This window comes from Collinsella ihumii (genome assembly GCF_030385545.1).
Classification (GTDB): Bacteria; Actinomycetota; Coriobacteriia; order Coriobacteriales; family Coriobacteriaceae; genus Collinsella; species Collinsella ihumii.
Map to the genome: position 1 here is coordinate 114780 of NZ_JAUEIQ010000002.1, position 21025 is coordinate 135804.

22 protein-coding genes are annotated in these 21025 nt (G+C 64.9%); 2 read left to right on the plus strand and 20 right to left on the minus strand.

Features of this window, described 5'->3' with window-relative positions:
• Positions 1-73: 73 nt before the first annotated feature.
• The 4 genes from QVN30_RS02725 to QVN30_RS02740 all read right to left on the minus strand — a co-directional run bounded on the left by QVN30_RS02725 (position 74) and on the right by QVN30_RS02740 (position 4688).
• Complete coding sequence (locus tag QVN30_RS02725) at positions 74-1504, minus strand: sensor histidine kinase (RefSeq protein ID WP_289835357.1); 1431 nt, start codon at positions 1502-1504, stop codon at positions 74-76.
• Between the two features lie 27 nt (positions 1505-1531).
• A complete protein-coding gene (locus tag QVN30_RS02730; RefSeq protein WP_066830068.1) occupies positions 1532-2212 on the minus strand; it encodes a response regulator transcription factor in 681 nt (226 codons plus the stop codon).
• 86 nt (positions 2213-2298) lie between these two features.
• Positions 2299-3078, minus strand: coding sequence for a phosphate ABC transporter ATP-binding protein PstB (gene pstB, locus QVN30_RS02735; protein WP_066830347.1), 780 nt, complete (start codon positions 3076-3078; stop codon positions 2299-2301).
• A 206-nt stretch (positions 3079-3284) separates the two neighbouring features.
• A complete protein-coding gene (locus tag QVN30_RS02740) occupies positions 3285-4688 on the minus strand; it encodes a sensor histidine kinase (RefSeq protein ID WP_289835360.1) in 1404 nt (467 codons plus the stop codon).
• 181 nt (positions 4689-4869) lie between these two features.
• On the opposite strand from QVN30_RS02740, the gene QVN30_RS02745 reads away from it, so the two are divergent.
• The gene (locus tag QVN30_RS02745) at positions 4870-5031 is read left to right on the plus strand and encodes a hypothetical protein (protein ID WP_289835362.1); all 162 of its coding nucleotides are present in this window, start codon (positions 4870-4872) and stop codon (positions 5029-5031) included.
• A 256-nt stretch (positions 5032-5287) separates the two neighbouring features.
• Here QVN30_RS02745 and QVN30_RS02750 read toward each other — a convergent pair whose 3' ends face one another.
• Positions 5288-5986, minus strand: a complete 699-nt coding sequence (locus QVN30_RS02750; RefSeq protein ID WP_204570850.1) for a response regulator transcription factor — start codon at positions 5984-5986, stop codon at positions 5288-5290.
• A gap of 247 nt (positions 5987-6233) precedes the next feature.
• On the opposite strand from QVN30_RS02750, the gene QVN30_RS02755 reads away from it, so the two are divergent.
• Complete coding sequence (locus QVN30_RS02755; protein ID WP_289835363.1) at positions 6234-7601, plus strand: D-alanyl-D-alanine carboxypeptidase family protein; 1368 nt, start codon at positions 6234-6236, stop codon at positions 7599-7601.
• Between the two features lie 740 nt (positions 7602-8341).
• On the opposite strand, the gene QVN30_RS02760 is transcribed toward QVN30_RS02755, so the two are convergent.
• The 15 genes from QVN30_RS02760 to QVN30_RS02830 all read right to left on the minus strand — a co-directional run bounded on the left by QVN30_RS02760 (position 8342) and on the right by QVN30_RS02830 (position 20999).
• Positions 8342-9301 carry a PHP domain-containing protein gene (locus tag QVN30_RS02760; protein ID WP_289835365.1) on the minus strand — a complete coding sequence of 320 codons (960 nt, stop codon included), beginning with the start codon at positions 9299-9301 and terminating at the stop codon, positions 8342-8344.
• A 4-nt stretch (positions 9302-9305) separates the two neighbouring features.
• Positions 9306-9758 (minus strand): GNAT family N-acetyltransferase, encoded by a 453-nt coding sequence (locus QVN30_RS02765; RefSeq protein ID WP_289835366.1) that lies wholly within the window; start codon positions 9756-9758, stop codon positions 9306-9308.
• Positions 9759-9796: 38 nt separating this feature from the next.
• Complete coding sequence (locus tag QVN30_RS02770; RefSeq protein ID WP_289835367.1) at positions 9797-10546, minus strand: phosphonate C-P lyase system protein PhnL; 750 nt, start codon at positions 10544-10546, stop codon at positions 9797-9799.
• A complete protein-coding gene (locus QVN30_RS02775) occupies positions 10547-11821 on the minus strand; it encodes an alpha-D-ribose 1-methylphosphonate 5-triphosphate diphosphatase (protein ID WP_289835369.1) in 1275 nt (424 codons plus the stop codon). It abuts the gene before it with no gap.
• Positions 11822-11923: 102 nt separating this feature from the next.
• Complete coding sequence (locus tag QVN30_RS02780; RefSeq protein WP_087201360.1) at positions 11924-12805, minus strand: ATP-binding cassette domain-containing protein; 882 nt, start codon at positions 12803-12805, stop codon at positions 11924-11926.
• Positions 12806-12809: 4 nt separating this feature from the next.
• Positions 12810-13658, minus strand: a complete 849-nt coding sequence (locus QVN30_RS02785; RefSeq protein WP_289835370.1) for an alpha-D-ribose 1-methylphosphonate 5-phosphate C-P-lyase PhnJ — start codon at positions 13656-13658, stop codon at positions 12810-12812.
• Positions 13651-14781 carry a carbon-phosphorus lyase complex subunit PhnI gene (locus QVN30_RS02790; RefSeq protein ID WP_289835372.1) on the minus strand — a complete coding sequence of 377 codons (1131 nt, stop codon included), beginning with the start codon at positions 14779-14781 and terminating at the stop codon, positions 13651-13653. Before QVN30_RS02790 ends, QVN30_RS02785 begins: the two co-directional genes overlap by 8 nt.
• Positions 14769-15479 carry a phosphonate C-P lyase system protein PhnH gene (gene phnH / locus QVN30_RS02795; RefSeq protein ID WP_289835374.1) on the minus strand — a complete coding sequence of 237 codons (711 nt, stop codon included), beginning with the start codon at positions 15477-15479 and terminating at the stop codon, positions 14769-14771. The genes QVN30_RS02790 and phnH overlap by 13 nt, the downstream gene beginning before the upstream one ends.
• On the minus strand, positions 15479-15940 hold the full coding sequence (locus QVN30_RS02800; RefSeq protein ID WP_066830086.1) for a phosphonate C-P lyase system protein PhnG: 462 nt from the start codon (positions 15938-15940) through the stop codon (positions 15479-15481). The genes phnH and QVN30_RS02800 overlap by 1 nt, the downstream gene beginning before the upstream one ends.
• 64 nt (positions 15941-16004) lie before the next feature.
• On the minus strand, positions 16005-16886 hold the full coding sequence (locus tag QVN30_RS02805; protein ID WP_204564931.1) for a PhnE/PtxC family ABC transporter permease: 882 nt from the start codon (positions 16884-16886) through the stop codon (positions 16005-16007).
• A complete protein-coding gene (locus QVN30_RS02810; RefSeq protein ID WP_289835377.1) occupies positions 16886-17719 on the minus strand; it encodes a PhnE/PtxC family ABC transporter permease in 834 nt (277 codons plus the stop codon). The genes QVN30_RS02805 and QVN30_RS02810 overlap by 1 nt, the downstream gene beginning before the upstream one ends.
• Positions 17716-18597 (minus strand): phosphonate ABC transporter ATP-binding protein, encoded by an 882-nt coding sequence (phnC, locus tag QVN30_RS02815; protein ID WP_289835378.1) that lies wholly within the window; start codon positions 18595-18597, stop codon positions 17716-17718. Before phnC ends, QVN30_RS02810 begins: the two co-directional genes overlap by 4 nt.
• Positions 18598-18777: 180 nt before the next feature.
• The gene (locus QVN30_RS02820; RefSeq protein WP_289835379.1) at positions 18778-19899 is read right to left on the minus strand and encodes a phosphate/phosphite/phosphonate ABC transporter substrate-binding protein; all 1122 of its coding nucleotides are present in this window, start codon (positions 19897-19899) and stop codon (positions 18778-18780) included.
• A gap of 433 nt (positions 19900-20332) precedes the next feature.
• Positions 20333-20638, minus strand: coding sequence for a hypothetical protein (locus QVN30_RS02825; protein ID WP_289827288.1), 306 nt, complete (start codon positions 20636-20638; stop codon positions 20333-20335).
• A gap of 22 nt (positions 20639-20660) precedes the next feature.
• Entirely contained in the window at positions 20661-20999 is a 339-nt protein-coding gene (locus tag QVN30_RS02830) for a hypothetical protein (protein WP_289835381.1), read from the minus strand.
• Positions 21000-21025 lie beyond the last annotated feature (26 nt).

Genomic DNA, 21025 nt, shown 5'->3' on the forward strand with positions numbered 1-21025 from the left:
TGGGTTTATACATTACGGACGACGTTCTCGTTAAAAATGCAGAGATTATCAAATGCAACGTGCGGAGCGGACGCTACATCAGGTCCTCGATCTGCATGGCCTCCTTGGGAAAGCGCACCGTGATGGTCGTCCCCTCCCCCAGCGTGCTGTCGACCGAGATCGTTGCATCGTGGAACATGGCGGCATGCTTGACGATGGCGAGTCCCAGCCCGGTGCCGCCGCGCGCCTTGGAGCGGCTCTTGTCCACCCGGTAGAAGCGCTCGAAGATCTTGTCCTGCTCCTCCGGGGCGATACCGATGCCGGTGTCCTCCACGCTGACATAAGGGGCGCCGTCCTCCATGCCGCAGCGCAGCGTGACCGAGCCGTGGGGTTTGTTATAGCGAATGGCGTTGCTCGCCAGGTTGTACACCAGCTCGTCGAGCAGACGCGGCACGCCGAACACGATGGCCGGCTCGACGCGCAGCTGCAGCGTTATGCCGTTGACATCCGCGACGGTATCGAGACGGTGGTACACCGTGTCGATCGTGCGCGGCAGGTCGACCGGCTCGCGCGAACCCAGCACGCTGTTGGACACCTCGGCGTCGCCGCGCTCCGCCTCGTCGAGGCTCGACAAGGTCAGGATGTCGTTGACGAGCGCCGTCAGGCGACCGGCCTCCTTGTGGATGCGGCGGGCGAAATCGCGCTGATCCTCCTCATCGGCAACCATACCGCTCGCGATCAGCTCGGCGTATCCCGAAATCGCCGTCAACGGCGTCTTCAGCTCATGCGTGATGTTGGCCGTGAACTCGCGGCGCATCCGGTCGTTATCCGCCAAGACGCGCATCTGGCGCTTGAGCTCCTGGCGCTGCGTCTCGATCCGGTCGAGCATCGGGATCATCTCGCTGTAGGCATCCTGGATGTTGCGGACGGGGTGGTCGAGATCGACTTCGAGCAGCGGCGCGATGATGGCACGCGACTCCAGGCGCGCGGCCACGACGGACACGATCACGCCGAGCGCCACAAGGCCGAGCAAAGGCGGCATCATGCTGACCAGAATAGACAGGTATCCGTCCTGCTCCTGCGCGAGGCGCAAAACCGTGCCGTTATCCAGGCGAACTGCTTCATAGAGCATGATCTCGCCGAGCGTGGAGCTCGAGCGCTCCGAATCGCCGCGCCCGGTCTCGAACGCCTCGACGACCTCGGGCCGGCTGGCATGGTTGGGCATGTCCTCCACGTCCGCCTCGCTGTCGAACAGCACGGTGCCGTCGGTGTCGATCAGCGTGATGCGCGTATTGCTCAAGTCGAGGTGGTTCAGCAGGAACTTGTCGTCGGGCATGCTGTTGAGCGCCGCCGCCACGACGTCGGACTGGTTGTCGAGCTCCTCGTGCGCCAAGGCCACCAACCTGCCCTGCACGTAGGCGGTGCCGGCGAGCGAGAACACGACCACGACGAGCATGGCCACCGCGAACACGGTGGCGAACACACGGCGGGACAGGGAATGATGCGTGCTGTTTTTAGGCGTCATGGAATCACGCGCCCGGCTCGCGAGTCATCAGGCCTCTTGGCCGGCGAAGCGATAGCCCACGCCGCGCACGGTCTCGATGCAGGTGGCGCGGTCGCCAAGCTTCTGGCGCAGCGTCTGGACGTGCACGTCGACGGTACGCGAGCCGCCGTCGAAGTCCCATCCCCACACGCTTTGCAGCAGGGCCTCGCGCGAGAACACGATGCCGGGCTTGCGCATGAGATACTCGAGCAGGTCGAACTCGCGAAGCGTGAGCTTGACCTCTTCGCCATCGACCGTCACGCGACGATGGCTGGGCGACAAAACGATGCCGCCGGCGGACAGCACGTCGCTCACCTGCTTGGACATGCCGCCGCGGCGCAGCAGGGCGCGGCAACGGCTGGTGAGCTCCATGAGCGAGAACGGCTTGGTGAGGTAATCATCCGCACCGCCATCGAGCGCCACGACCTTATCGAGCTCGGTGTCTTTGGCCGTCAGCATCATGATGGGCACGGTCGCCGTCTCGGGCATGGCGCGCAGGCGGCGCATGATCTCAAGACCGTCGGTATCGGGAAGCATGATATCGAGAAGGACGGCATCGGGCACACGACGGGCCACGGCGGCTTTGAACTCGCTGTCGCAAGAAAAGCCTTCCGCCTCGATACCCTGCTGACGCAGGGCATACAGCGTCAGCCCCCTGATGTTGTCGTCGTCCTCAACGTAATAGATCATCGCGCGTCTCCGATTTCCGCTGCATTTACGAGTATCATACACCGCCGCGGGAAGAACACGGGTCGCCGCACCGCGGCGGCAGACAATCAGCCAAAACGACCAGTCAGGTAGTCGGACGTACGGCTATCCTTGGGCGCGCTGAACAGCTCCTCGGTGGGCGCGTGCTCCACGAGCTCGCCGAGGAGGAAGAACGCCACCGAGTCGGAGATGCGCGACGCCTGCTGCATGTTGTGCGTCACGACCACGAGCGTGTAGTCCTTCTTGAGCTCCATGGCGAGCTGCTCGACCATGACGGTCGAGATGGGATCGAGTGCCGAGGTGGGCTCGTCCATCAGCAGGACCTGGGGCTTGACGGCGATGGCGCGCGCGATGCACAGGCGTTGCTGCTGGCCGCCGGAAAGGCCCAGACCGGACTGCTTGAGCTTGTCTTTGACCTCGTCCCACAGGCCGGCGCCGGTCAGGGACTCCTCGACGATCTCCTCGAGCTCGGCGTGGTTCTTGATGCCGAGACCGCGCGGACCGTACGCAACGTTGTCGAAGATGCTCATTGGGAACGGGTTGGGGCGCTGGAACACCATGCCCACCTGCTGACGCAGACGGGTGACGTTGTAGTCCTGGTAGATATCGTCGCCGTCGAGGGTGATCTTGCCCTCGATGCGACAATCCTTGACCATGTCGTTCATGCGGTTCAGGCAGCGCAGCAGCGTGGACTTGCCGCAGCCGGACGGACCGATGAACGAGGTGATCTCGCGGTCGCGGATGTCGATGGAAACATCCTTCAGCGCCTGATGGTCGCCGTAGTACAGGTCGAGATGCTCGACCGACATGCGAATCGGGTTCTCGGGTTTGGGTGCCTGCGAGGGCATCGTGCCCATTTCACGCTTGTGTGCCTCTTCGAGGGCCTGCGCCATCACGTCGGCCGTCGCGGAGCGCTCCTGATCCATTTCGTTCAACCCGCTACCTCCTCAAGCAAGCTGTCATAGCTCGCTCTAGGATACGAGCCGCGTTTCATGCAGCTGAAAGCGAATTGTCAGGGAACTGTAAGCTGCCGGCGGGATCCGCCCGGCGTCCCTCACGCGTCGGGTAGGGTGATGGTGAACACGGTGTGCTCCGGCGTGGACTCGCAGGCGATGTTTCCGCCATGCGCCACGACGATCTCCTTGGCGATCGCCAGGCCCAGGCCCGCGCCGCCGCGATTCGTCGCGCGTGCCGCGTCCAGGCGGTAGAACTTCTCGAAAATGACCTTGAGCTTCGGCGCCGGGATGGGGTCGCCCTGGTTCTCGAACCGGATATGTACCTCGGCATCCACGCGCTCGGCCGAGATGAGTATCGTCGAGCCCTCGTAGCTGTACGCGATCGCGTTCTTCATGACGTTGTTGAACACGCGCGCCATCTTGTCGCCATCCACAAGCACCGTGAGCCCTGTGGGCACCTCGATCCGCGCATGCTTGTCCTGCTCGGTCAGCGTGGGATAGAACTCGTCGACGACCTGCGCGAGCATGAGGTTCAGATCCACGTAGCCGCGCGTGAGCACGATGTCGTGGAAATCGAAGCGCGTGATGTCGAAGAACTCCTCGATCAGCGCGTCGAGCCGATGGGCCTTGTCGAGCGCGACGCCGGTGAAGCGGACGCGCTGCTCCTCGGGCAGATCGGGTGCCTCGTGCAGCAGCGACAGGTATCCCACGACGCTCGCGAGCGGCGTTTTGAGGTCGTGGGCCAGATAGGTCACCAGGTCGTCCTTGCGGCTCGACTCGTCGCGCAGCGCCTGCTCGGCGGCGCGCTGACGGTCGCGCACGCGGTTCAGCGCGCCCTCGACCTCGACGAAGTCGCCGTCGACCGTGCCCCAATCATCCGGATGGTCGATAAGGCGATCGAGCATATGCCGCGAAACGATGCGGTCGGCATCGGTCTCACCGCGCTCGTAGCCGTAGTCGTAGAACGCACGCCCGACGAAGAAGATGCCGCACACGGAGATGGCGGCCAAAAAGCCGCAGAACATGAAGAGATAGTCGACGGTGAACGCGACGGGGCCGATGTTGTTCGCCACGATAGCCCCGCACATCAAGATGAGCAGCCACGGGATGCCGCCCAGCGTCACGATGCGGCGGGCGTTAACGAAACGGTCGATCAGGATGTATCCGGCAAAGAGCAGCGCGAAGAACAGGATGAAGTTGCTCAGCCCGATGACCGCGAAGTCCAGCAGCACGAGCACGACGATAGCGAGCACGCGGTGCTCGACGATGGACAGGAAGCGGTCGAACACGCGCGCGGACTGCGCGTTGCCCTGGTTCTGGGAGGCGTCGGAGGCGGACGAATCGGCCGGACGGGATCCCGTCGCATAGGTGAACGAGGAGGGCGGCTTCGCCTCCGTCGACACCGTCGTGGCACTCGCCGAACTCACCGGAGAACCGGCGCCTTGCGGCTCGGACGCGCGCGAGGCGGGGCTCCACGCCTCGCTCCCCTGCGTGTTTGGCATGCCGGTCACCGGGTTGACCGGTGCATGCTCGGATGACCTCGGCTGACGTCCCTCACGCTTCAATCGCGCACCCCGCTTTCCAGATTACTGAGAAACATGAAAAGTATCGGCATGGCTCAAGTATAAAAAGCGGAATGGCACACGAAAACGAAAGACTTGCTTAATTCAATCGGGCTTCGCATTGAAGAAGATAGCGCTGATTGAATCGATCGGCGCTTCCCCGGTGACCCTCTCGGCCAATCAGCTCGGAAGCTTCGCGATGGACGGGATAAAAGGACGGATGACCTTCAAGGGAATCGACCGCAACCTCAAATGCATCGAGCAGCCGTATGGCCGCGTTTGACATTCCGAGCACTCCGGAAATTTTAGGTCTTTTCGACTCCTCGGGGAACGTAGTACTTTCAAATGGCTCGATACGGTCCGTTCGGGTCAAGCCCGTTTTCAGGGATTGAATGACCCCGAATAGAAAGGCTAAAGGGACATACCGAGTTTAGCTTGTAACTATCAGCATGAGTTGCATTCAACGGCTCAGTTCGGTGCAATTTCGGTGCAACATCTATCCCATTCATTAAGAAACTCTACATTTACCTGCGTAAACGCTATCCCTCGATGGTGTACCCAACGCCCCAGATATTCTTGATGAACCTCGGGTTGGCGGCGTCGTCGCCGATCTTCTCGCGCAGGTGGCGGATGTGCACCATCACGGTATTCGACGAGCTCGACATGTACTCTTCACCCCATACGGCGCGGAACAGCTCCTCGACCGAGACGACGCGGCCGCGGTTTTCCACCAGGTAGAGCAGGATCGAGTATTCGAGCGGCGTGCAGCGCACGGGACGCTCGTCGACCATCACGGTGCGCGCGTCACGGTTGATCACCAGGCCGTCGACCGTGAGCTCGGCTGAGTCCTCCTCCTGCGCTCGGCTGCCGTAGCTGGTATATCGACGCAGCTGTGCCTTGCAGCGCGCGACGAGCTCAAGAGGCCTGAACGGCTTGACGACGTAATCGTCGGCGCCCAGCGAAAGGCCCTCGATCTTATCGTTTTGCGACCCGCGGGCCGTGAGCATGATCACGGGATAGGTATGGTCGGCACGGATGGTACGCAGCAGCTCGAACCCGTCGATATCGGGCAGCATGATATCGAGCACGGCGAGGTCGAAATCCTGCTCCAAGATGGCCTTGGCAGCCTCGGCGCCGGTATACGCAAGGGTCACCTGATAGCCCTCGTTGCGCAGGTAAATGCCCACGAGATCGGTAATCGCCTTCTCGTCATCGACAATGAGGATATGGGTATCCATCGCATGTTCTCCTTCCGACACATACTCATTATCGCCCGCCTGCGACCCGTCCACGACATGCGCACGAGGGCTTAAGCACCTTTTAAGCGCACGGACACACGGCCGACACCTCGAGGCTGGTACTTTTTTGGGACGGGGCCGTTTTCGCCCATGCCGGCGCGCTTGCATCGGCATGGGCGAAAACGGCCCCGTCCAAAAAAGCACCAGCCATGTATACTTCTGCTACTCAGCATAGAAAGCGAACGTCATGCATACCTCAAATCATCTCCGAACCTTTGCCGCACGGGCCGTCAGCGCCGTTGCGGGCGCGGCCCTGGCGCTCTCCGTCATCTGGGCCCCCGCTCCCGCATGCGCGACCCAGCTCGACACCGATATCGTGCTCGGCACACCGGAATCCGAACGCCAGGATCCCGCCAACGATCGCCCCGACATCAGCGCGCGTAACGCCATCGTCGTGGGCCAGGACGGCACCGTCTACTTCGAGCGCGCAGCGGACGACCGTGTCAAGATCGCCTCGATCACCAAGATCATGACGGCCATCGTCGCGATCGAGAACTCGTCGCTCGAGGACACCGTCACGGTCGACCACGCGGCAGCGACCGTCGGCCAGTCGTCCGCCAACCTGCGGGAGGGCGATGTCCTGACCATGGAGGAGGCCCTGCGCGCGCTGCTCATCCCCTCGGGCAACGACGCGGCCATGGCCATCGCCGCCACGGTGGGCGCCAAACTCGACCCGGCGAGCACCGATTTCGTCGGTACCTTCGTTCAGGCCATGAACGACAAGGCCGCCGAGCTGGGCATGACGAACACCAAGTTCACCAACCCTCACGGCCTGGATTTCGACGGTTGGGAGGGCGACATGTACTCCACCGCGCGCGACGTGGCGACCATGCTCGCCTATGCCATGCAAAACGAAACGTTTCGGCAGGTCGACGGCAGCGACAACGACGTCATCACGGTCAACGGCGCCGACGGTACCGAGCGCTCCATCACCATGACGCGCTACAACACGCTGCTGGGCACCGAAGGCAATATCGGCGGCAAGACGGGCAGCACCTACGAGGCGCTCGACTGCTTCGCAGGCGCCTGGTCGCGCGACCTGGGCGGCGAGCTGTACACCGTCGTGCTCGGCTGCGAGGGCGTCGACGTGCGCCTGCAGGAGTCGTTGGCGCTCGCCAACTGGTATTACAACCACACGGTCGCATACCCGCTCATCACGACCGATGAGACGGCGTCGGACGGCACGCCGCTCGTCGCCGCCGTTCCGCATGCCGACTGGACCGACAAGACCGTGGACATCACGGTCTCCGACCCCGGCCAAACGGTCACGGTGTTCAGCCTTGCCGGCGATATCGAGCAGGACCTTGAGTTCGATACGCTCAGCGGCGACGTTGAGGACGGACAGGGCGCGGGCACGCTCACGCTCTCGCAAGATGGCGCCGAGATCGCATCGTGCGAGCTCGTGACCGCCGAGTCGGTCGACGCCCCCGACCCCCTCAGCTGGATCCTCGTGCAGCTCGACCGCCTCGTTCGACTCGTGACGGGAGAGCCCGCCAGCGTCGAGGCGGACATCTACACGCAGGCGCTGCCCGCAACCGAACTCGACGCCGCCTAGAACCGCCTGCTTTATCATGAAAAACCTCCGCCAGGTAGCCGTATCCACGGCGGTCTGGCGGAGGTTTTTCATGAAATAGCATGGGGCGGAGACGGGGCGGGGAGTCCCGTCGGCCTGGCGGAGGCAGCCGCATCCGCCCGTGTGTGAAACCGCACCTTGGTAAAAGGTTTAACCAAGGTGGGTGGGCACCTCGTTTTGAATTTGGTATCAACTCGTGGGCAAGAAGGGCCGCTTGCGGGCGGATCAGAGGTGCCTCCCGGGCCCTTCGGAACCGGTCGGATAAAGAACCCGCAGATCACAGGCTTATCAGATATGGCCGTTTCACATCTATACTTCCCGATTTGATACCAAATTCATTTCCAATATATAATGACCCCTTCTTTTCTGGGGTTTTGCGGTGCGGTTTCCCCACCGTTCGCATACGGGACCCCGGAATCTGCTGACCGTACCGACGAACCGCCTGCGCCGAGCGCTCCCCAGAAACGCTGATGTGTGTCCCGATGTGCTGCGGGCCATCGGCAAAACCGCGGGATTACCCTCTAACAGGGCCCCGTAACTGTACCCCGAACTGCGGGAGAGGGCCCCTCGAGGGGCCCTCTCCCGCAGTTCGGGGTACAGTTACGGGGCCCTGTTAGAGGGTGGCCTGGTAGATGCAATGGTTGAGCCTTGCCGCGGGGCCTCGCTTCACGATGCGCGGCGCCGCGGCCCGCGGGGCTTGAAGGCCATTGAATCAGCGCTCCCTAGAGCCCGGCTTCGCGGGCGAAGAGGTCGGCGACGGCCCGCCCTGCCTCGTCGGGCTCGATAAAGCAGGCGCCCATGCCCGCGGGCCCGCCGTAGCGCCCATGGTAATCGCTGCCGCCCGTCATCATCAAACCGTGCTGCGCCGCGGCCTCACGCGCCCGCTGCTCGTCTCCGGCATCATGGTCGGGGTGGTAGACCTCGATGCCCATCAGCCCGGCTTCAACCAGATCCGGGATGATCGACCAGGAGTCCATCTGTCCGGGATGGGCAAGCACCGGCACGCCGCCCTGCTCGCGAATCGCGCGCACCGCATCGGTCGCTTCGGGGTACGAGATGTCGCTCGCACACACGCCCGAGCCTTTGAACAGGCTGCGGTAGACCTTCTGATAGATCTCATCGAGATACGGGCGATGCACAAGCGCCTCCATGATGTGCTGCTTGTACACACCGGTGCTGGCATGGCACACCCTCCACACGGCGTCGAGCGAAAACGCGCCGTCGATCGCATCGGCGCAAGCCGCGCCCGCCCGCTCGAGCGCCTCGACGGGCTGCGGGGCCGATGCCATGACCTTGAGTATCGTCCATGCCTGCCACAAGGTGTTCGCGCTCCGCGCCCGCAGCGTCTTGCGGACCAGCCGCTCGACGGGGCCGGACCCATCGGCCGTGGCGCTCAGCCCAAAGCCGAGGATGTGGACCTTGCGGCCGGTCGCCGCGCACGCCGCCGATATCTCGAGGCCCGCGAGCACCGGGAACCCCTCCGCACGCGCGCAGGCGCGAACCGCGGCAAGCTGGCTCAGGCTGTCGTGGTCGGTCACGGCGATGCCCGCAAGGCCGGCAGCGCGCGCCTGGGCGATCAGCTCTTCAACCGTATGCGAACCATCCGAGTACACCGAATGGGAATGCAGGTCGAAGGCCCCTTCGACCGACGCCCCGTCATGCACGATGATCGGCTGCTCCATATGGTCACTCCCCTTCCGTCGGCAACGGCATGGTCAGACGATAGTGCGTCTTCACCATACCGCAGCGCTCGTAAAACCGGTGCGCATCCGTCCGCTCGAATTTGGAAGCGACCTCCATGAGCTCGCACCCTTCGGATATCGCGAGCAGGCGGGCGCGCTCGACAAGACGGGCGCCCAGCCCGGCCCCACGCTCGCCCGCAGCGACGATGAGCTCGAGGATCTCCGCCGTCGGACGCGCATGATGTATATGGTGATCGATGCGCAGGTTGAGGTACCCGGCCACGCGCCCGTCCACCTCGAGAACCAGGCAGTGCACGGCGGGATCGGAAAGCTGCGACGCAAAGGACCGAAAGAACGCGTCGTAGACGAACTGCTGGCCTTCAAGCTCGCATACCAACCGATAAATCTCCGGCGCGTCGTCCTCGCGCGCCATGCGGATATCCCAGGCCTCGCCCATGCGCACCCCCTTGCATGCATCTGATGCGGCGGCGACCGCTAGCGCATCTCGCCGGCCTGCATATTGTACTCGCGGTCGCAGACGCCTTCCATGAACTCAAGGTCATGGAAGATGCCGAGCATCGTGGTGCCGCCCTCCTTGAGCTGCTCGATCAGATCGCGGACCTTGACCTTGCTCGCGTTGTCCAGGCTCGCCGTCGGCTCATCGAGCAGCAGCAGGCGCGGACGGCGCACCATGGCGCGGGCGATGTTCAAGCGCAGCTTCTCGCCGCCAGAGAAGGTGTTGGGATACAGGTCCCACAGCTCGCGGGGAAAATCGAAATGCTCGAGCATGCGCACGGTTTCGGACTCGATCACCCGCGGGTCGTCGAACGCCTCGGCGGCGCTCGCCTCCACGATCTCGCGCGCCGTGGTGCGCGGCACACAATCGAGGAACTGGGAGATGTAGCCGATCTCGTAATTGCGCAGGTAGATGACGCGGCGCTCATCAAGGCGCGCAAGGTCGACCATCCCGAACGCGGCCGAGTCGTACCAGATGGAGCCGGTCTCGGGCAGATTCGTGCGGTAGATGCACTTGAGGATCGTGGACTTGCCCGAACCGGAGCGGCCGGTGATGCCCACGAACTCGCCGGGGGCGATGGAAAGCGAGATGTGCTCGCAGCCGCGCACGCGACGGTCGGCGGCGTGTAGGGTAAAGCCCTTCGACAGGTCCTGGATGTAGAGCATGGGGCGCACGGCATCAGCGGGCGCCGGAGCCTCGCCGGAAACGGCAACCGAGCTGATATTCATCTAACGCACCTCCAGATCGGTCACGGTCTCCTCGAGCGTCGCCGCGTCGACGGCGAAGCGCGCCGACATGGACGGAAGGGCGGGGTACCACATGCGGCTCACCACGCGGCCGTCGACCAGCGTCGCCGTGATGACCGGATAGGAGCGCTGGCCTTCCTCGACCTCGCGCACCACCAGGATGTCGGCCTTCTTGCCCTCCTCGAGGCTGCCCAGCATACCGTCGATCTTGACCGCGCGGGCGGGATTGATGGTGAGCATGGCGAACGCCTGCTCGAGCGGCAGCTTGAAGTCGCGGTGCAGCACAAACGCGCTTTGGAGCATAGCCGTGGGATAGTAGTCCGAGCACAGGCAGCGGGCCACGCCGGCGCGCACCGCATCGCGCGCGGACAGGTTGCCCGAATGGCTCTTGCCGAGCAGGATGTTCGGGGTGCCCATGACCGTGAACATGCCGCGCTCGACCGCGGCGGCGGCGACCTCCTGCGAGATGGGGAACTCGGAGATCGTGCAGCCGAGCTCGCGCATGAGATCGAGCTTGTCGATCGAGTCGTCATCATGGCTCGCCAGCGCGATGCCCTGCTCGCGCGCGATGCCGGCGAGGTAGCTGAGCTGCTCGTAGCTCAGCTTGGGCGCGGCCTGGGCATCGGCCGCCATGGCGGCGGCTTCCTGCTCGGAGAGCGACTTGCCGCGGAACGACTTGCGCCAGATCTCCATGTCGCGGTACTGGCCCTGGCCGGGCGTGTGGTCCATGAAGGAGAGCTCGTCGATCTCGCCGGCGCGCAGGTGGTGCTCGACCTGCTCGACCAGATTGACGTTATCGATCTCCAGGCGCAGGTGCAGGCGGTGGCGGATCAGATGGGCGTTGCGGCCCTCGGTGCGCTTGGCGCGCGAGATGAGCGCCATGATTTGCTCGGTGCGGTCCCACTGGCGCACCGGCTTGACGTCCATCTTGTCGTTGCCGTACACCGAAAGGGAGTGGAACATCGTCGTGATGCCGTGGGCGAGCAGCTCGCGCTCGGCCTCGAACAGCGCGGTCGGGAAATCCATCAGCACCGTCGGGCGCGGCGAGATCACCGTCTCGATGTAGTCGGAATGGATATCGATGAGACCGGGCACCACGTAGCCCCCGTGCGCATCGATAATGCCGGCACCTGTCGCTTCGGCGTCGAGCGCCCCTTGGCGCTGGATCGCCTCGATGCGGTCCTCGACCACCACGAGCTCGTAGCCGAACAGCAGCCGATCGGGCTGCACGATGATTCCGTTGCGAATGACGTACAAGGAACGACCTCCTTGGATCGCGTGATACGTTTGGGACGGGTTCAACACGCATCAGGCGTACTGCCTGCCTCAGAACCCGTCTCCCATGGACAGAAAGCTGGATTACAGCAGGGAGTAGACGAGCTCCTGCGTGTACGCGTGCTGCGGGTCCTGCATGATCTGATCGGTGAGGCCGTGCTCGATGACCTGGCCGTCGAGCATGACGATCGTGCGGTCCGCGAGAAGGCGGATCACGCCCAGGTCATGGCTGACCACGACCATCGACACGCCCAAGTCGCGGCGCAGCTGCAAGATCAGGTCGAGCACGCGCGCCTGAACCGACAGGTCCAGACCCGTGGTCACCTCGTCCAAGAACAGCATCGGCGGCTCGTTGGAGAGCGCCTTGGCGATCTGAACGCGCTGCTGCATACCGCCGGAAAACGCACGGGGCGGATCCTGCTTGCGCCGCAGGGGGATCTTCACGCGCTCGAGCAGCTCCTCGCCGCGCTTCACCATGTGGTGCACGTCGCGCACGCCTGCCGCGATCTGCTTCTCGGCGATGTTGGAGAGGCTCGAGAAATTCATGCGCAGACCCAGGTAGGGATTCTGGTAGACCATGCCGAAGATCCGGTCGCGGATGTAGCGCTGCTGCTGGCGCGACACGTCGAAGCAGTTCGCGGCGCCCCCGTCGAACGCGGCCACGCGCATATCGCCCTCAGTCGGGTCCTGGTCGAAGTAGAGGCACTGCATGAGCGTCGACTTGCCGGAGCCCGACTCGCCCACGATGCCCAGGATCTCGCCGGGATGCACCTCGAGCGACACGTTGCGAACCGCGTGCACCGTACCGCACACGGGGCAGATGTTGCGCTCGAGCTCGGCACGGGGATCGGCGCAATACGGGCAGCCGGCGCCGAAGCGCTTGGAGAGCCCGCATACCTTGAGCACGGGCGCATCATCGCAAAAGACGTGCTCGACGGGCACGGGAGTTGTCTGTGGCGTCACCATGGTCTCACGCCTCGCTTTCTTGTTCGGCGGCATGCTGCGCGCAGAAATCGGTGTCGGAGCACTGCCACACCTGCTCACCGGTTACAGGGTCGACGGTCTGGGTGAGGTACACGCCCGTCGCCCCGCACACATGGCAGCTCGCGCCCTCGAACTCCTCGGTCACGAAGGGATAGTCATCAAAGGCGAGCGACTCGACATGGGTGTAGGGCGGCACCGCGTAGATTTTCTTCTCGCGTCCGGCACCCAGCAGCGTGAGGTTCTCGGCCATGTTGAGCTTGGCGTTGTCGTAACGGGGAATGGGGCTCGGCGCCATGACGTAGCGCCCCTCGACCATCACGGGATGGTCGGCGCCCGTGGTCGTGGTGCCGTAGCGCACGATCTGCTCGAACAGCTCCAGATAGGCACCGGTGTACTCCGCCTCGGCGTGCAGGCGCTTGGTCACCGTCTCGCGCGCCTCGTAGGTGCGCAGCGGCTCGGGCGTGGGAACCTGCAGCACAAGCAGCTGGTCGCGGGTGAGCGGGCGCTCGGGGATACGGTGGCGGCTCTGGATGAGCGTGGCGTCCTGCGTGACCGTCGTGGTGTCCACGCCGGTCGTCTCGTGGACGAGGCCGCGAATCGACACAGCGTTCACGCTCGCGTCGGAGCCCTGGTCAATGACCTTGAGGACGTCATCCGGCCCGATGCACGAGAGCGTCAGCTGCAGGCCGCCCGTGCCCCAGCCGCGCCCGATGGGCATCTCGCGGCTCGCGAACGGCACCTGGTAGCCGGGAATCGCCACGCCCTTGAGGATGGCGCGACGGATCTCGCGCTTGGAGCCCTCGTCCAAGAAGGCGAAGTTGTAGTTCTTACGCATCGGCCTCGCCTCCCTTCTCGGCAACAGAGCGCAGCGCCGAGTCGAGCTTGCTCTGGAACGTCACGTAGTGGGGCAGCTTGAGATGGGAGATGAAGCCGGTCGCCTCGACGCCGTCGATGTGGTAGAGGACGAACTCCTGGTCCTGCGTGGGGAATCGCACGTCGTCCGCCCGCAGGCTGTGGTCGAGCACGCTCATGGCGATGGCCTTGCTCTCATCGGTGCCCACCACCAGGCCGTAGCCCACGTCGAGCGCCGAGCGGTGCTCGCCCTGCTCGTCCACCTCGTCGGCCACGATCAGGCTCTCGACCTCGGTCACCGGGATGGAACCCAGGTAATAGGCGTCCTCCGCCGGCGCGTCGGCCACGGCGCCGGGTGCGTCGATCTCGACGGCGACCGAACCGCGGCGCAGCTCGCCCACCGTGGGGTGCGACAGGCCGAAACCGCGAATCGCCGCGTAGCCGATCGCGATGACCGCCTGCGTGAGGCCGCGCGACAGAGCCTGCAGGATCACGCTGCGCGGCGCGGGAAACGACAGCGGGGTCTTGGTGATGTCGACCGGCTCGGTGTTGTCGACCGGCCAGTCGCGCACCATGTCGATGGAGCGCAGGTAGGTCAGCACGCGGGGCACGCGGGCAAGCGCGTCGGGGGCGGTAGGCACGGCGGTGTCGGCCAGGCGCTCCGCCAGCTCGCGCGCCCGGTCGCGCACCGAGGCCTGCGTCTCGTCGGCCAGCTCGAACTCGATGAGACGATGCGAGTAATCGCGCGTGGCGCCGAGGATCTGGCCGCCCTCGATGTCCTTGAACGCAGCGGAGATGCGGCGGTCGACGCGCATCTCGTCGGTGTCGATCACGCGCGAGGTGTAGAGCCGCTCAAGCGTGGAGCGGTAGGCGCGCATGAGGAACACCGCCTCTTCCACCGATCCGCATGCCTGCTTGACGGCGGTCGCCGCGACCTCGGGCGCCCACAGCGAGCCCTCGGATTCCACCTGCTGAACCAATTCGGGCAGGCAGGACAAGATGGTGTCCACGTCGAGCGCGAGCCCGCCGGCCACGCGCTTGCGTTCGATGAGGTCGAGCGAGGTCGCGATGGCCTGCTCGCCTCCGGTCACCGCTACATACCCCATGCGGCACCCCCTTCTTCTCGCGCCGCCTCATCCAGGCGACGGACGCGCGTCGTGCGCGGCAGGCACAGCACGTGGCCGGCCGCATCGACGAAGACCAGGTCGATGCCGCACGGGAACTCGTCGCCGCGCTCGAGGCGGGCCTCCACGATCTCCGTACGGTCGAGCTCGATGCGCGCCGTCTCGCGGATACCGGGGCCGGACAGCTCCCAAGACGACACGTCCGCCCCGCCGGCACGTGCGCCCGTGAGGCAGCCGTCGCGGTCGGAGCCGAGCAGCGTGTCGCACACGACGATGCAGGTGGCGCCGAGCTGCGGGTCGAGCAGCGTTCCCGCAGACAGCGCCGTGACGAACGCCCGCGCCTGTTGCCCGCGAACCGATGCGGGCACGAAGCCGAAGGCCGCCGTCTGGGCATCGCGCATGGCCACATGGGTCCTGCGGGCGAGCACCGTCGCGGCGACATCCCCCGCGGGTCCCGCCACCGCGACCGATGTCGCCGCATCCAGCACCACATCGGCCAGCACCAGCGCGGACTCGGGAAGCCCGGAGGCGTCCGCATCCGCCACGTCGCCCTGCGCACGGGCAGCGAGCTCCGTCACCTCTCCGGGACGCGCCATGGCGTCGAGCAGCGCACGGAACGCGCGCTGCAGATAGAACGCGCGATCGTCGGCAGCGGACTCGCGCTCAAACACCTCGCGCATCATTTCGCCACCGCCTGCACGCTCATATCCTGACCGCCCATCTCATCGAAGCTCACGCGCGAGCCCATGACGACTGCCGCCTCCTGCGCGCGACGCCGCTCCAGCTCGCGCCCGGCGTCGTCGATCCTGCGATCGATCTCGGCCACGACGCGCGGCGTCGGCTCGACCGCATAGGCGGCGTCGATGGTCGCCAGGCTGCGCGCGAACGCGCCGTCGGCGCCCAGCACCACGCCGAGCCCCTCCACATCGCCGATGCGCACGCGGCACTCGCTCATGAGCGCCTCGCCCAGGTAAAACCGGCTGTTGCGCGCCGTCTCGCGCACCTGGTTCATCACCAGCCCCTGGCGCGGCGGCACGACCACGCGCACCTCGAGCTCGCGCTCGATGGCACGCGCCGCGTCATGCGCCAGCGCGGGCCCGCTCTCCACGAGGATCTCGGTCCTCGCCCGTCTCGATAACATGTGCGGTTGTTCTCCTTACTTCTTAGTAGTCACGATGGGGACCTGCCCCGATCGACCGTGGGCTTTACGAGTCGGCCAAGATGTAGCGCTTGCGCAGGCGCACGCTCACGAACTCGAGCACAAAGGCCACGATCAGGCAGACGTACACGATCACGCCGACCTCATGGAGGTTGTAGTAGCGGCTGCCCGCCTGATACAGCTGGAATCCGATGCCGCCCGCGCCGGCGAATGCGCCCACGGCCACGGCGTTGGTGAAATTGATCTCCAAGCGGATGAAGGTCCACGACAGCAACTTGGTGATCGTCGCGGGCGTCACGGCCTGGAACACGACCTGCCAAAAGCTCGCGCCGCTCGCGCGCAGCGCCTCGATCACGCCCTCATCGATCTCCTCGAAGCTCTCCGAGTAGCTTTTCACCAGATAGGCGATGGAGTGGAACGAGATGCCGAGCACCGCGGCTTCCGAGCCGAGTCCGATGGCGACCGTGAACACGAGCACCCACAGGATGGTCGGGATGGAACGGATGATGGCGACGAAGCCCTTCACGATGTTGGACGCGACCGGGCTCGAGAGGTTCGCCGCCGCGGCAAGCGCCAAGAAGAACGACACGATGGCCGACAGCACGGTGCAGATCGCGGTGATCGCGACGGTGATGACCGCGCTCTCGATCACGGTGCCCCAGGTGAAGTGGCCCGCGCCGAACGGCGGGTCGAGAGCGGGCTGCAGCATCATCGCCCCGAAATCGGCGAACGCCTGGCGTGCCGCCGCGAGCAGGTCGACCGTGCCGTACCCCATGCGCGCAAACGTCACCACGGTGAGCGCCACGAGCACGATGAGGGTGAGCTGCACCGAGAGGTTGCGCTCGCGCACCGAGGTGAGGCGGATGTGTCCGCGCGCGTCGCGTTCGAGCACATCGGCCGCGCCCTTGGTCAGAGTTGCGCTCGTCATTAGATCATCGACCTCCTCGCCGCATTCGAAATCGCCTCGATGACCAGCACGAACACGATGGTCACCACGATGACCAGGCCGGCCGTGTCATAGCGAAACGACGTGTAGTACAGGTTGAACACGAAACCGATGCCCGTGCCCGTGAGCAGGCCGATGAGCGTCGCCGAGCGGATGTTGGTCTCGACCATGTAGAGCATCCAGCTCATGAGGTCGGCCACTGCGAGCGGCAGGCCCGCCTGGAACACCACCTGCCAGTAGGAGGCGCCGCAGCTGCGCAGCGCCTCGACGGGCCCTGTGGGGATCTCGTCGAACGTATCCAAGAAGAAGCGCATGAGCTGGCCGAACGTCGTCAAGAACAGCGCGAGGAAGCCCGTGAACTCGTTTTGCTTGAACGACAGGAGCAGCAGCAGCGCCCAGGCGATCATCGGGATGTTGCGGAAGATGCTCGCGATCGCGCGGATGACGCCGCGCACGGGCGCGCACTCGACGCCGATCGAAGAGGAGCCGAGAACCGAGAACGCGATGCCGCAGACCGCGGCGATGACCGTGGCGGCCACGGAATCGAGCGCCGTCGAGATCGTCTGCTCCACCACCATCGGCAGGTTGGCGAGCGACTCGACCGTCGGCACGAAGTTCTGGAACATCCACACGAACGCCGCCGGGATGGAGCTGACCGCGTAGCCGAGGCTGAAGTTGCAGATCAGCGAGCACAGCTGGAACAGCACGACGATCGCGACCAGCGCGGCGAGGGTGCGCGCCTGGCGACGGCGGAACCAAGACAGGTCGGGGGCCGCGGCGTCGCTTTTGCGCGCAGCCGCCTGCGCGGCGCTCATCGCGCGCCTCCCGCGGCCTCGGCGGACACGGCCATGCCCTCGCCGACAAGGGTCGGGATGGCCGCAGGCGCGTTGATGGAGACGTCGACGACCTCGTCCATCTGACCCTCGTAGATGCTGCGGATGACCTGCGGCGTCGCCTCGTCGGGCGTGCCCTCGAACACCTTCTGGCCGGCGCGCAGGCCGATGATGCGATCGGAGTACTCGAGCGCGAAATCGACCTGGTGCAGGTTGACGATGCACGTGATTCCGCGCTGACGGGTCAGGCGCTGCAGCGTCTCCATCACCATGCGCGAGCTCTTGGGGTCAAGGCTCGCGATCGGCTCGTCGCACAGCATGATCTTGGGCTCCTGCATCAGCGAGCGCGCGATGCCCACGCGCTGCTTCTGGCCACCGGACAGCTGATCGGCGCGGCGGTAGGCGAACTCGCCCAATCCGACCTCGTCGAGCAGCTCGAAGGTGCGCAGCTTCTCCTCCTCGGTGTAGAGGCCCAGGCTGCCCGCAAGCGCGTTTTTGTACCCAAGGCGGCCGTGCAGCACGTTCTGGATGGCGGTCAGGCGATACACCAGGTTGTAGTTCTGGAAGATCATCGCGATCTCGCGATGGACCTCGCGCAGCTTGCCGCGGCCGAGGTGGGTGATGTCGCGCCCATCGAAGGTAATGGTGCCCTCGGTCGGCTCGATCAGGCGGTTGATGCTGCGCAGCAGCGTCGACTTGCCGGCGCCCGAAGGACCGATCACGGTGATGAACTCTCCGGGGTCCGCCGTGAAGCTCACGCCCGAAAGCGCGCTCGCGGTCCCCTCCGCAGCGCCGCGACGACGGGCTTCGTAGCTTTTGCCCAGATCGTCGATGACCAGCAGATGATTCGATGTGCTCATGCTTCTCCATCTCTTTTGCTCAGATACCTGCAGACCTGCATGGGAAAACGCGGGCGCCCGCCACGGGGTGCCCGGCGCAACGTGCAAATTGGGGACGTACCTTCTGCGTGCACTTTTGCATGCCGGGGACACCCCTTCGGCGTGGATGGGTTGAAACGAACCCGTCCCCAATCAACCCATTTACGCCAGCGCGCGGATGGGGTCGTACCACTCGTCATCGACCGCGATGAAGCCGGCGGTGTCGCCCTTGCTCCAGATAGCGCCGGTGCCCTCGGCGTCCTCGGGTGCGAACAGCTGCTCGTTGTCGGCGACCTCGGTGGAGGTCATGCCCTCGAGGATCTTGTCCTTGATGTCCTCGGGCAGCACGTCGGCGTTGTAGACGATGGGGCCGTTCAGGACGGGCGTGGACTGGATGATGCCGAACTCCTTGCCCTGGACGCGGTCGAAGGGCTGGGCGGCACCCTCGGCCACGCCGTAGACGGAGCCGGGCTGGTTCACGGCGTCGCGCTCGCCCTCGGGCACAGCGAGGTACATGTCGACGTCGATGTCGTCGAACGCGGCCACGTCGGCGTCGCCCTGCAGCAGGTTCACGCAGGAACCGGGGTGGGAGTTACCGAACAGGACCTGGGAGAAGAAGCCGGGCTGGGCCAGCTCGTCGGTGGAGGTCACGTCATCGGGGAACTCGGTCATGATGGCGTTGCAGGGAACCTTGAAGCCGGAGGTCGAGGTCTGGGAGACGAAGCTCATGCGCTTGCCCTTGATGTTCTTGATGGAGTAGCCGGTCTCGCTCTCGGCGTCCTCGTACTCGCTCATCTGGTCAGCCGGCACGGCGATGCGGCTGTAGTACTTGGCGCCGTCGAGCGTGCCCTCGGTATCGGAGGTGGTGAACAGGGCGTGGACGTTCTCGTTCTTCTCCTGAGCCTGGATGTAGCCCTCGGCGCCGAGGTTGGCCATCTGGGCCTTGCCCGAGGAGATGGCCTCGATGGCGACGTTGTAGTCGGTGGTGGTCATGAGCTCGACCTCGACACCGGCATACTCGGACAGGACGCGGCCGAACTCCTCGCGGCCGGCATCGAACTCAGCGGCGGACTCGTTGGGCAGCCACACCATCGTGATCTTGTCGAGCGTCTCGCCATCGGACGCAGCGCTGGCGGAACCGGAATCGGTGCCGGTGGCGGCACCGCCCTTGCCGGCATCATTGCCACCGCAACCGGCAAGGCCGAGGCCGGCCACGACGGCGCTGGCGCCGAACAGGCCAAGGAAGGAACGACGAGACAGCTGAGTTTCGGTGAGATTGCGCACTTCTTCTCCTCTCGGATGCCGGATACCCGGCTGACTGAATGCATGTTCTCGCGGGGCACGCGGCCTCGTGAGTCGACGGAGAAGATGGTACGCACCGTTCGCGGCCCAAAGATCGCCGCACGCGATTCGTTGCAAAGCGCTGATTGATGTTTACGCGACTTCTGCGGGAGCGATAACACGCCCCTTGCTCAGTAGGGATTCAGGCAAATCGATGTCGGTTTTCGTAAGCGGAACGACGCGTTTTTCATCTATGTAAGGGCTGGGGCGACCCTGCTGCCCAAAGACGCCCGTTTGTTGGCGCAGTGTTTGGAATGTCAGGGCATCGTCCAGAACATATTCGGGGTCGGTACGATTTGCGGAAACATCGATCGGCCGCCGTGTCTTGCGAAAGGGGCGAAGAAGGGCCCGCTCTGTGTCATCGGCCCCGAACGACTTACTGCCCGCGGCGCTCCCTCGTCAGCTTCTTTGCCTGGACACGGGCCACCACCAGCAAAAAGAAGGTCAGCGCGAACAGCGCGTAGCTCGCCACGTGCCCATAGTGCTGAAGCGCGCCCACGCCGAACACCTCGCCCACATACGACAGCACGTACAGCACGATGGCGACGGCAAGCGCCGCAAGCATCACCTTGGTCACCGGCAGCGAGAACAGGATGTCGTTATCCACCGAGCGCTCGCGGGCGTTTGCGCGCTCGCGCTCCTTCGCCTCGCGAATCTTGTCGACATTGCTCTTCTTGCTCATGAGCCGTGGTCCCCCTTGCCGCCTAGCGACGTGCGTCCTGCTCAGCGCGACGCTCGCGCGTCAGCCGCTTTGCCGTTGTATAGGAATGGAAATACGTAAGACCGCCGATGATCAGCAGGCTGAAGCACACCATGTTGCCGCCGCGGAACAGCAGATCGCTGTCGATCGCCGTGCCGACCAGCGAGAGCGCATAGGCGATGATCGCGCCGGCGATCATGCCGTACATCGCATGCGTACCCGGCAGGCTGCGCATGATATCGCGGTCGACTGAGCGCCGATGCGTCGCGTCGGCGACTGACGCCGCCTGGCCACCAGTCGCGGCGCCATCCTGCTCGACAGCCTTCTTCTCGATCTCGGCCATGCCCGCATCCCCTCGTCTCGCCGGCC

Excerpts from the sequence above, each read along its gene's own strand:
- QVN30_RS02725 (WP_289835357.1), bottom strand. The coding sequence starts at position 1,504 with ATGACGCCTAAAAACAGCACGCATCATTCCCTGTCCCGCCGTGTGTTC.
- QVN30_RS02730 (WP_066830068.1), bottom strand. The coding sequence starts at position 2,212 with ATGATCTATTACGTTGAGGACGACGACAACATCAGGGGGCTGACGCTG.
- pstB (WP_066830347.1), bottom strand. The coding sequence starts at position 3,078 with ATGCCCTCGCAGGCACCCAAACCCGAGAACCCGATTCGCATGTCGGTC.
- QVN30_RS02740 (WP_289835360.1), bottom strand. The coding sequence starts at position 4,688 with ATGCCAAACACGCAGGGGAGCGAGGCGTGGAGCCCCGCCTCGCGCGCG.
- QVN30_RS02750 (WP_204570850.1), bottom strand. The coding sequence starts at position 5,986 with ATGGATACCCATATCCTCATTGTCGATGACGAGAAGGCGATTACCGAT.
- QVN30_RS02755 (WP_289835363.1), top strand. The coding sequence starts at position 6,234 with ATGCATACCTCAAATCATCTCCGAACCTTTGCCGCACGGGCCGTCAGC.
- QVN30_RS02760 (WP_289835365.1), bottom strand. The coding sequence starts at position 9,301 with ATGGAGCAGCCGATCATCGTGCATGACGGGGCGTCGGTCGAAGGGGCC.
- QVN30_RS02765 (WP_289835366.1), bottom strand. The coding sequence starts at position 9,758 with ATGGGCGAGGCCTGGGATATCCGCATGGCGCGCGAGGACGACGCGCCG.
- QVN30_RS02770 (WP_289835367.1), bottom strand. The coding sequence starts at position 10,546 with ATGAATATCAGCTCGGTTGCCGTTTCCGGCGAGGCTCCGGCGCCCGCT.
- QVN30_RS02780 (WP_087201360.1), bottom strand. The coding sequence starts at position 12,805 with ATGGTGACGCCACAGACAACTCCCGTGCCCGTCGAGCACGTCTTTTGC.
- QVN30_RS02785 (WP_289835370.1), bottom strand. The coding sequence starts at position 13,658 with ATGCGTAAGAACTACAACTTCGCCTTCTTGGACGAGGGCTCCAAGCGC.
- QVN30_RS02790 (WP_289835372.1), bottom strand. The coding sequence starts at position 14,781 with ATGGGGTATGTAGCGGTGACCGGAGGCGAGCAGGCCATCGCGACCTCG.
- phnH (WP_289835374.1), bottom strand. The coding sequence starts at position 15,479 with ATGCGCGAGGTGTTTGAGCGCGAGTCCGCTGCCGACGATCGCGCGTTC.
- QVN30_RS02800 (WP_066830086.1), bottom strand. The coding sequence starts at position 15,940 with ATGTTATCGAGACGGGCGAGGACCGAGATCCTCGTGGAGAGCGGGCCC.
- QVN30_RS02805 (WP_204564931.1), bottom strand. The coding sequence starts at position 16,886 with ATGACGAGCGCAACTCTGACCAAGGGCGCGGCCGATGTGCTCGAACGC.
- QVN30_RS02810 (WP_289835377.1), bottom strand. The coding sequence starts at position 17,719 with ATGAGCGCCGCGCAGGCGGCTGCGCGCAAAAGCGACGCCGCGGCCCCC.
- phnC (WP_289835378.1), bottom strand. The coding sequence starts at position 18,597 with ATGAGCACATCGAATCATCTGCTGGTCATCGACGATCTGGGCAAAAGC.
- QVN30_RS02825 (WP_289827288.1), bottom strand. The coding sequence starts at position 20,638 with ATGAGCAAGAAGAGCAATGTCGACAAGATTCGCGAGGCGAAGGAGCGC.
- QVN30_RS02830 (WP_289835381.1), bottom strand. The coding sequence starts at position 20,999 with ATGGCCGAGATCGAGAAGAAGGCTGTCGAGCAGGATGGCGCCGCGACT.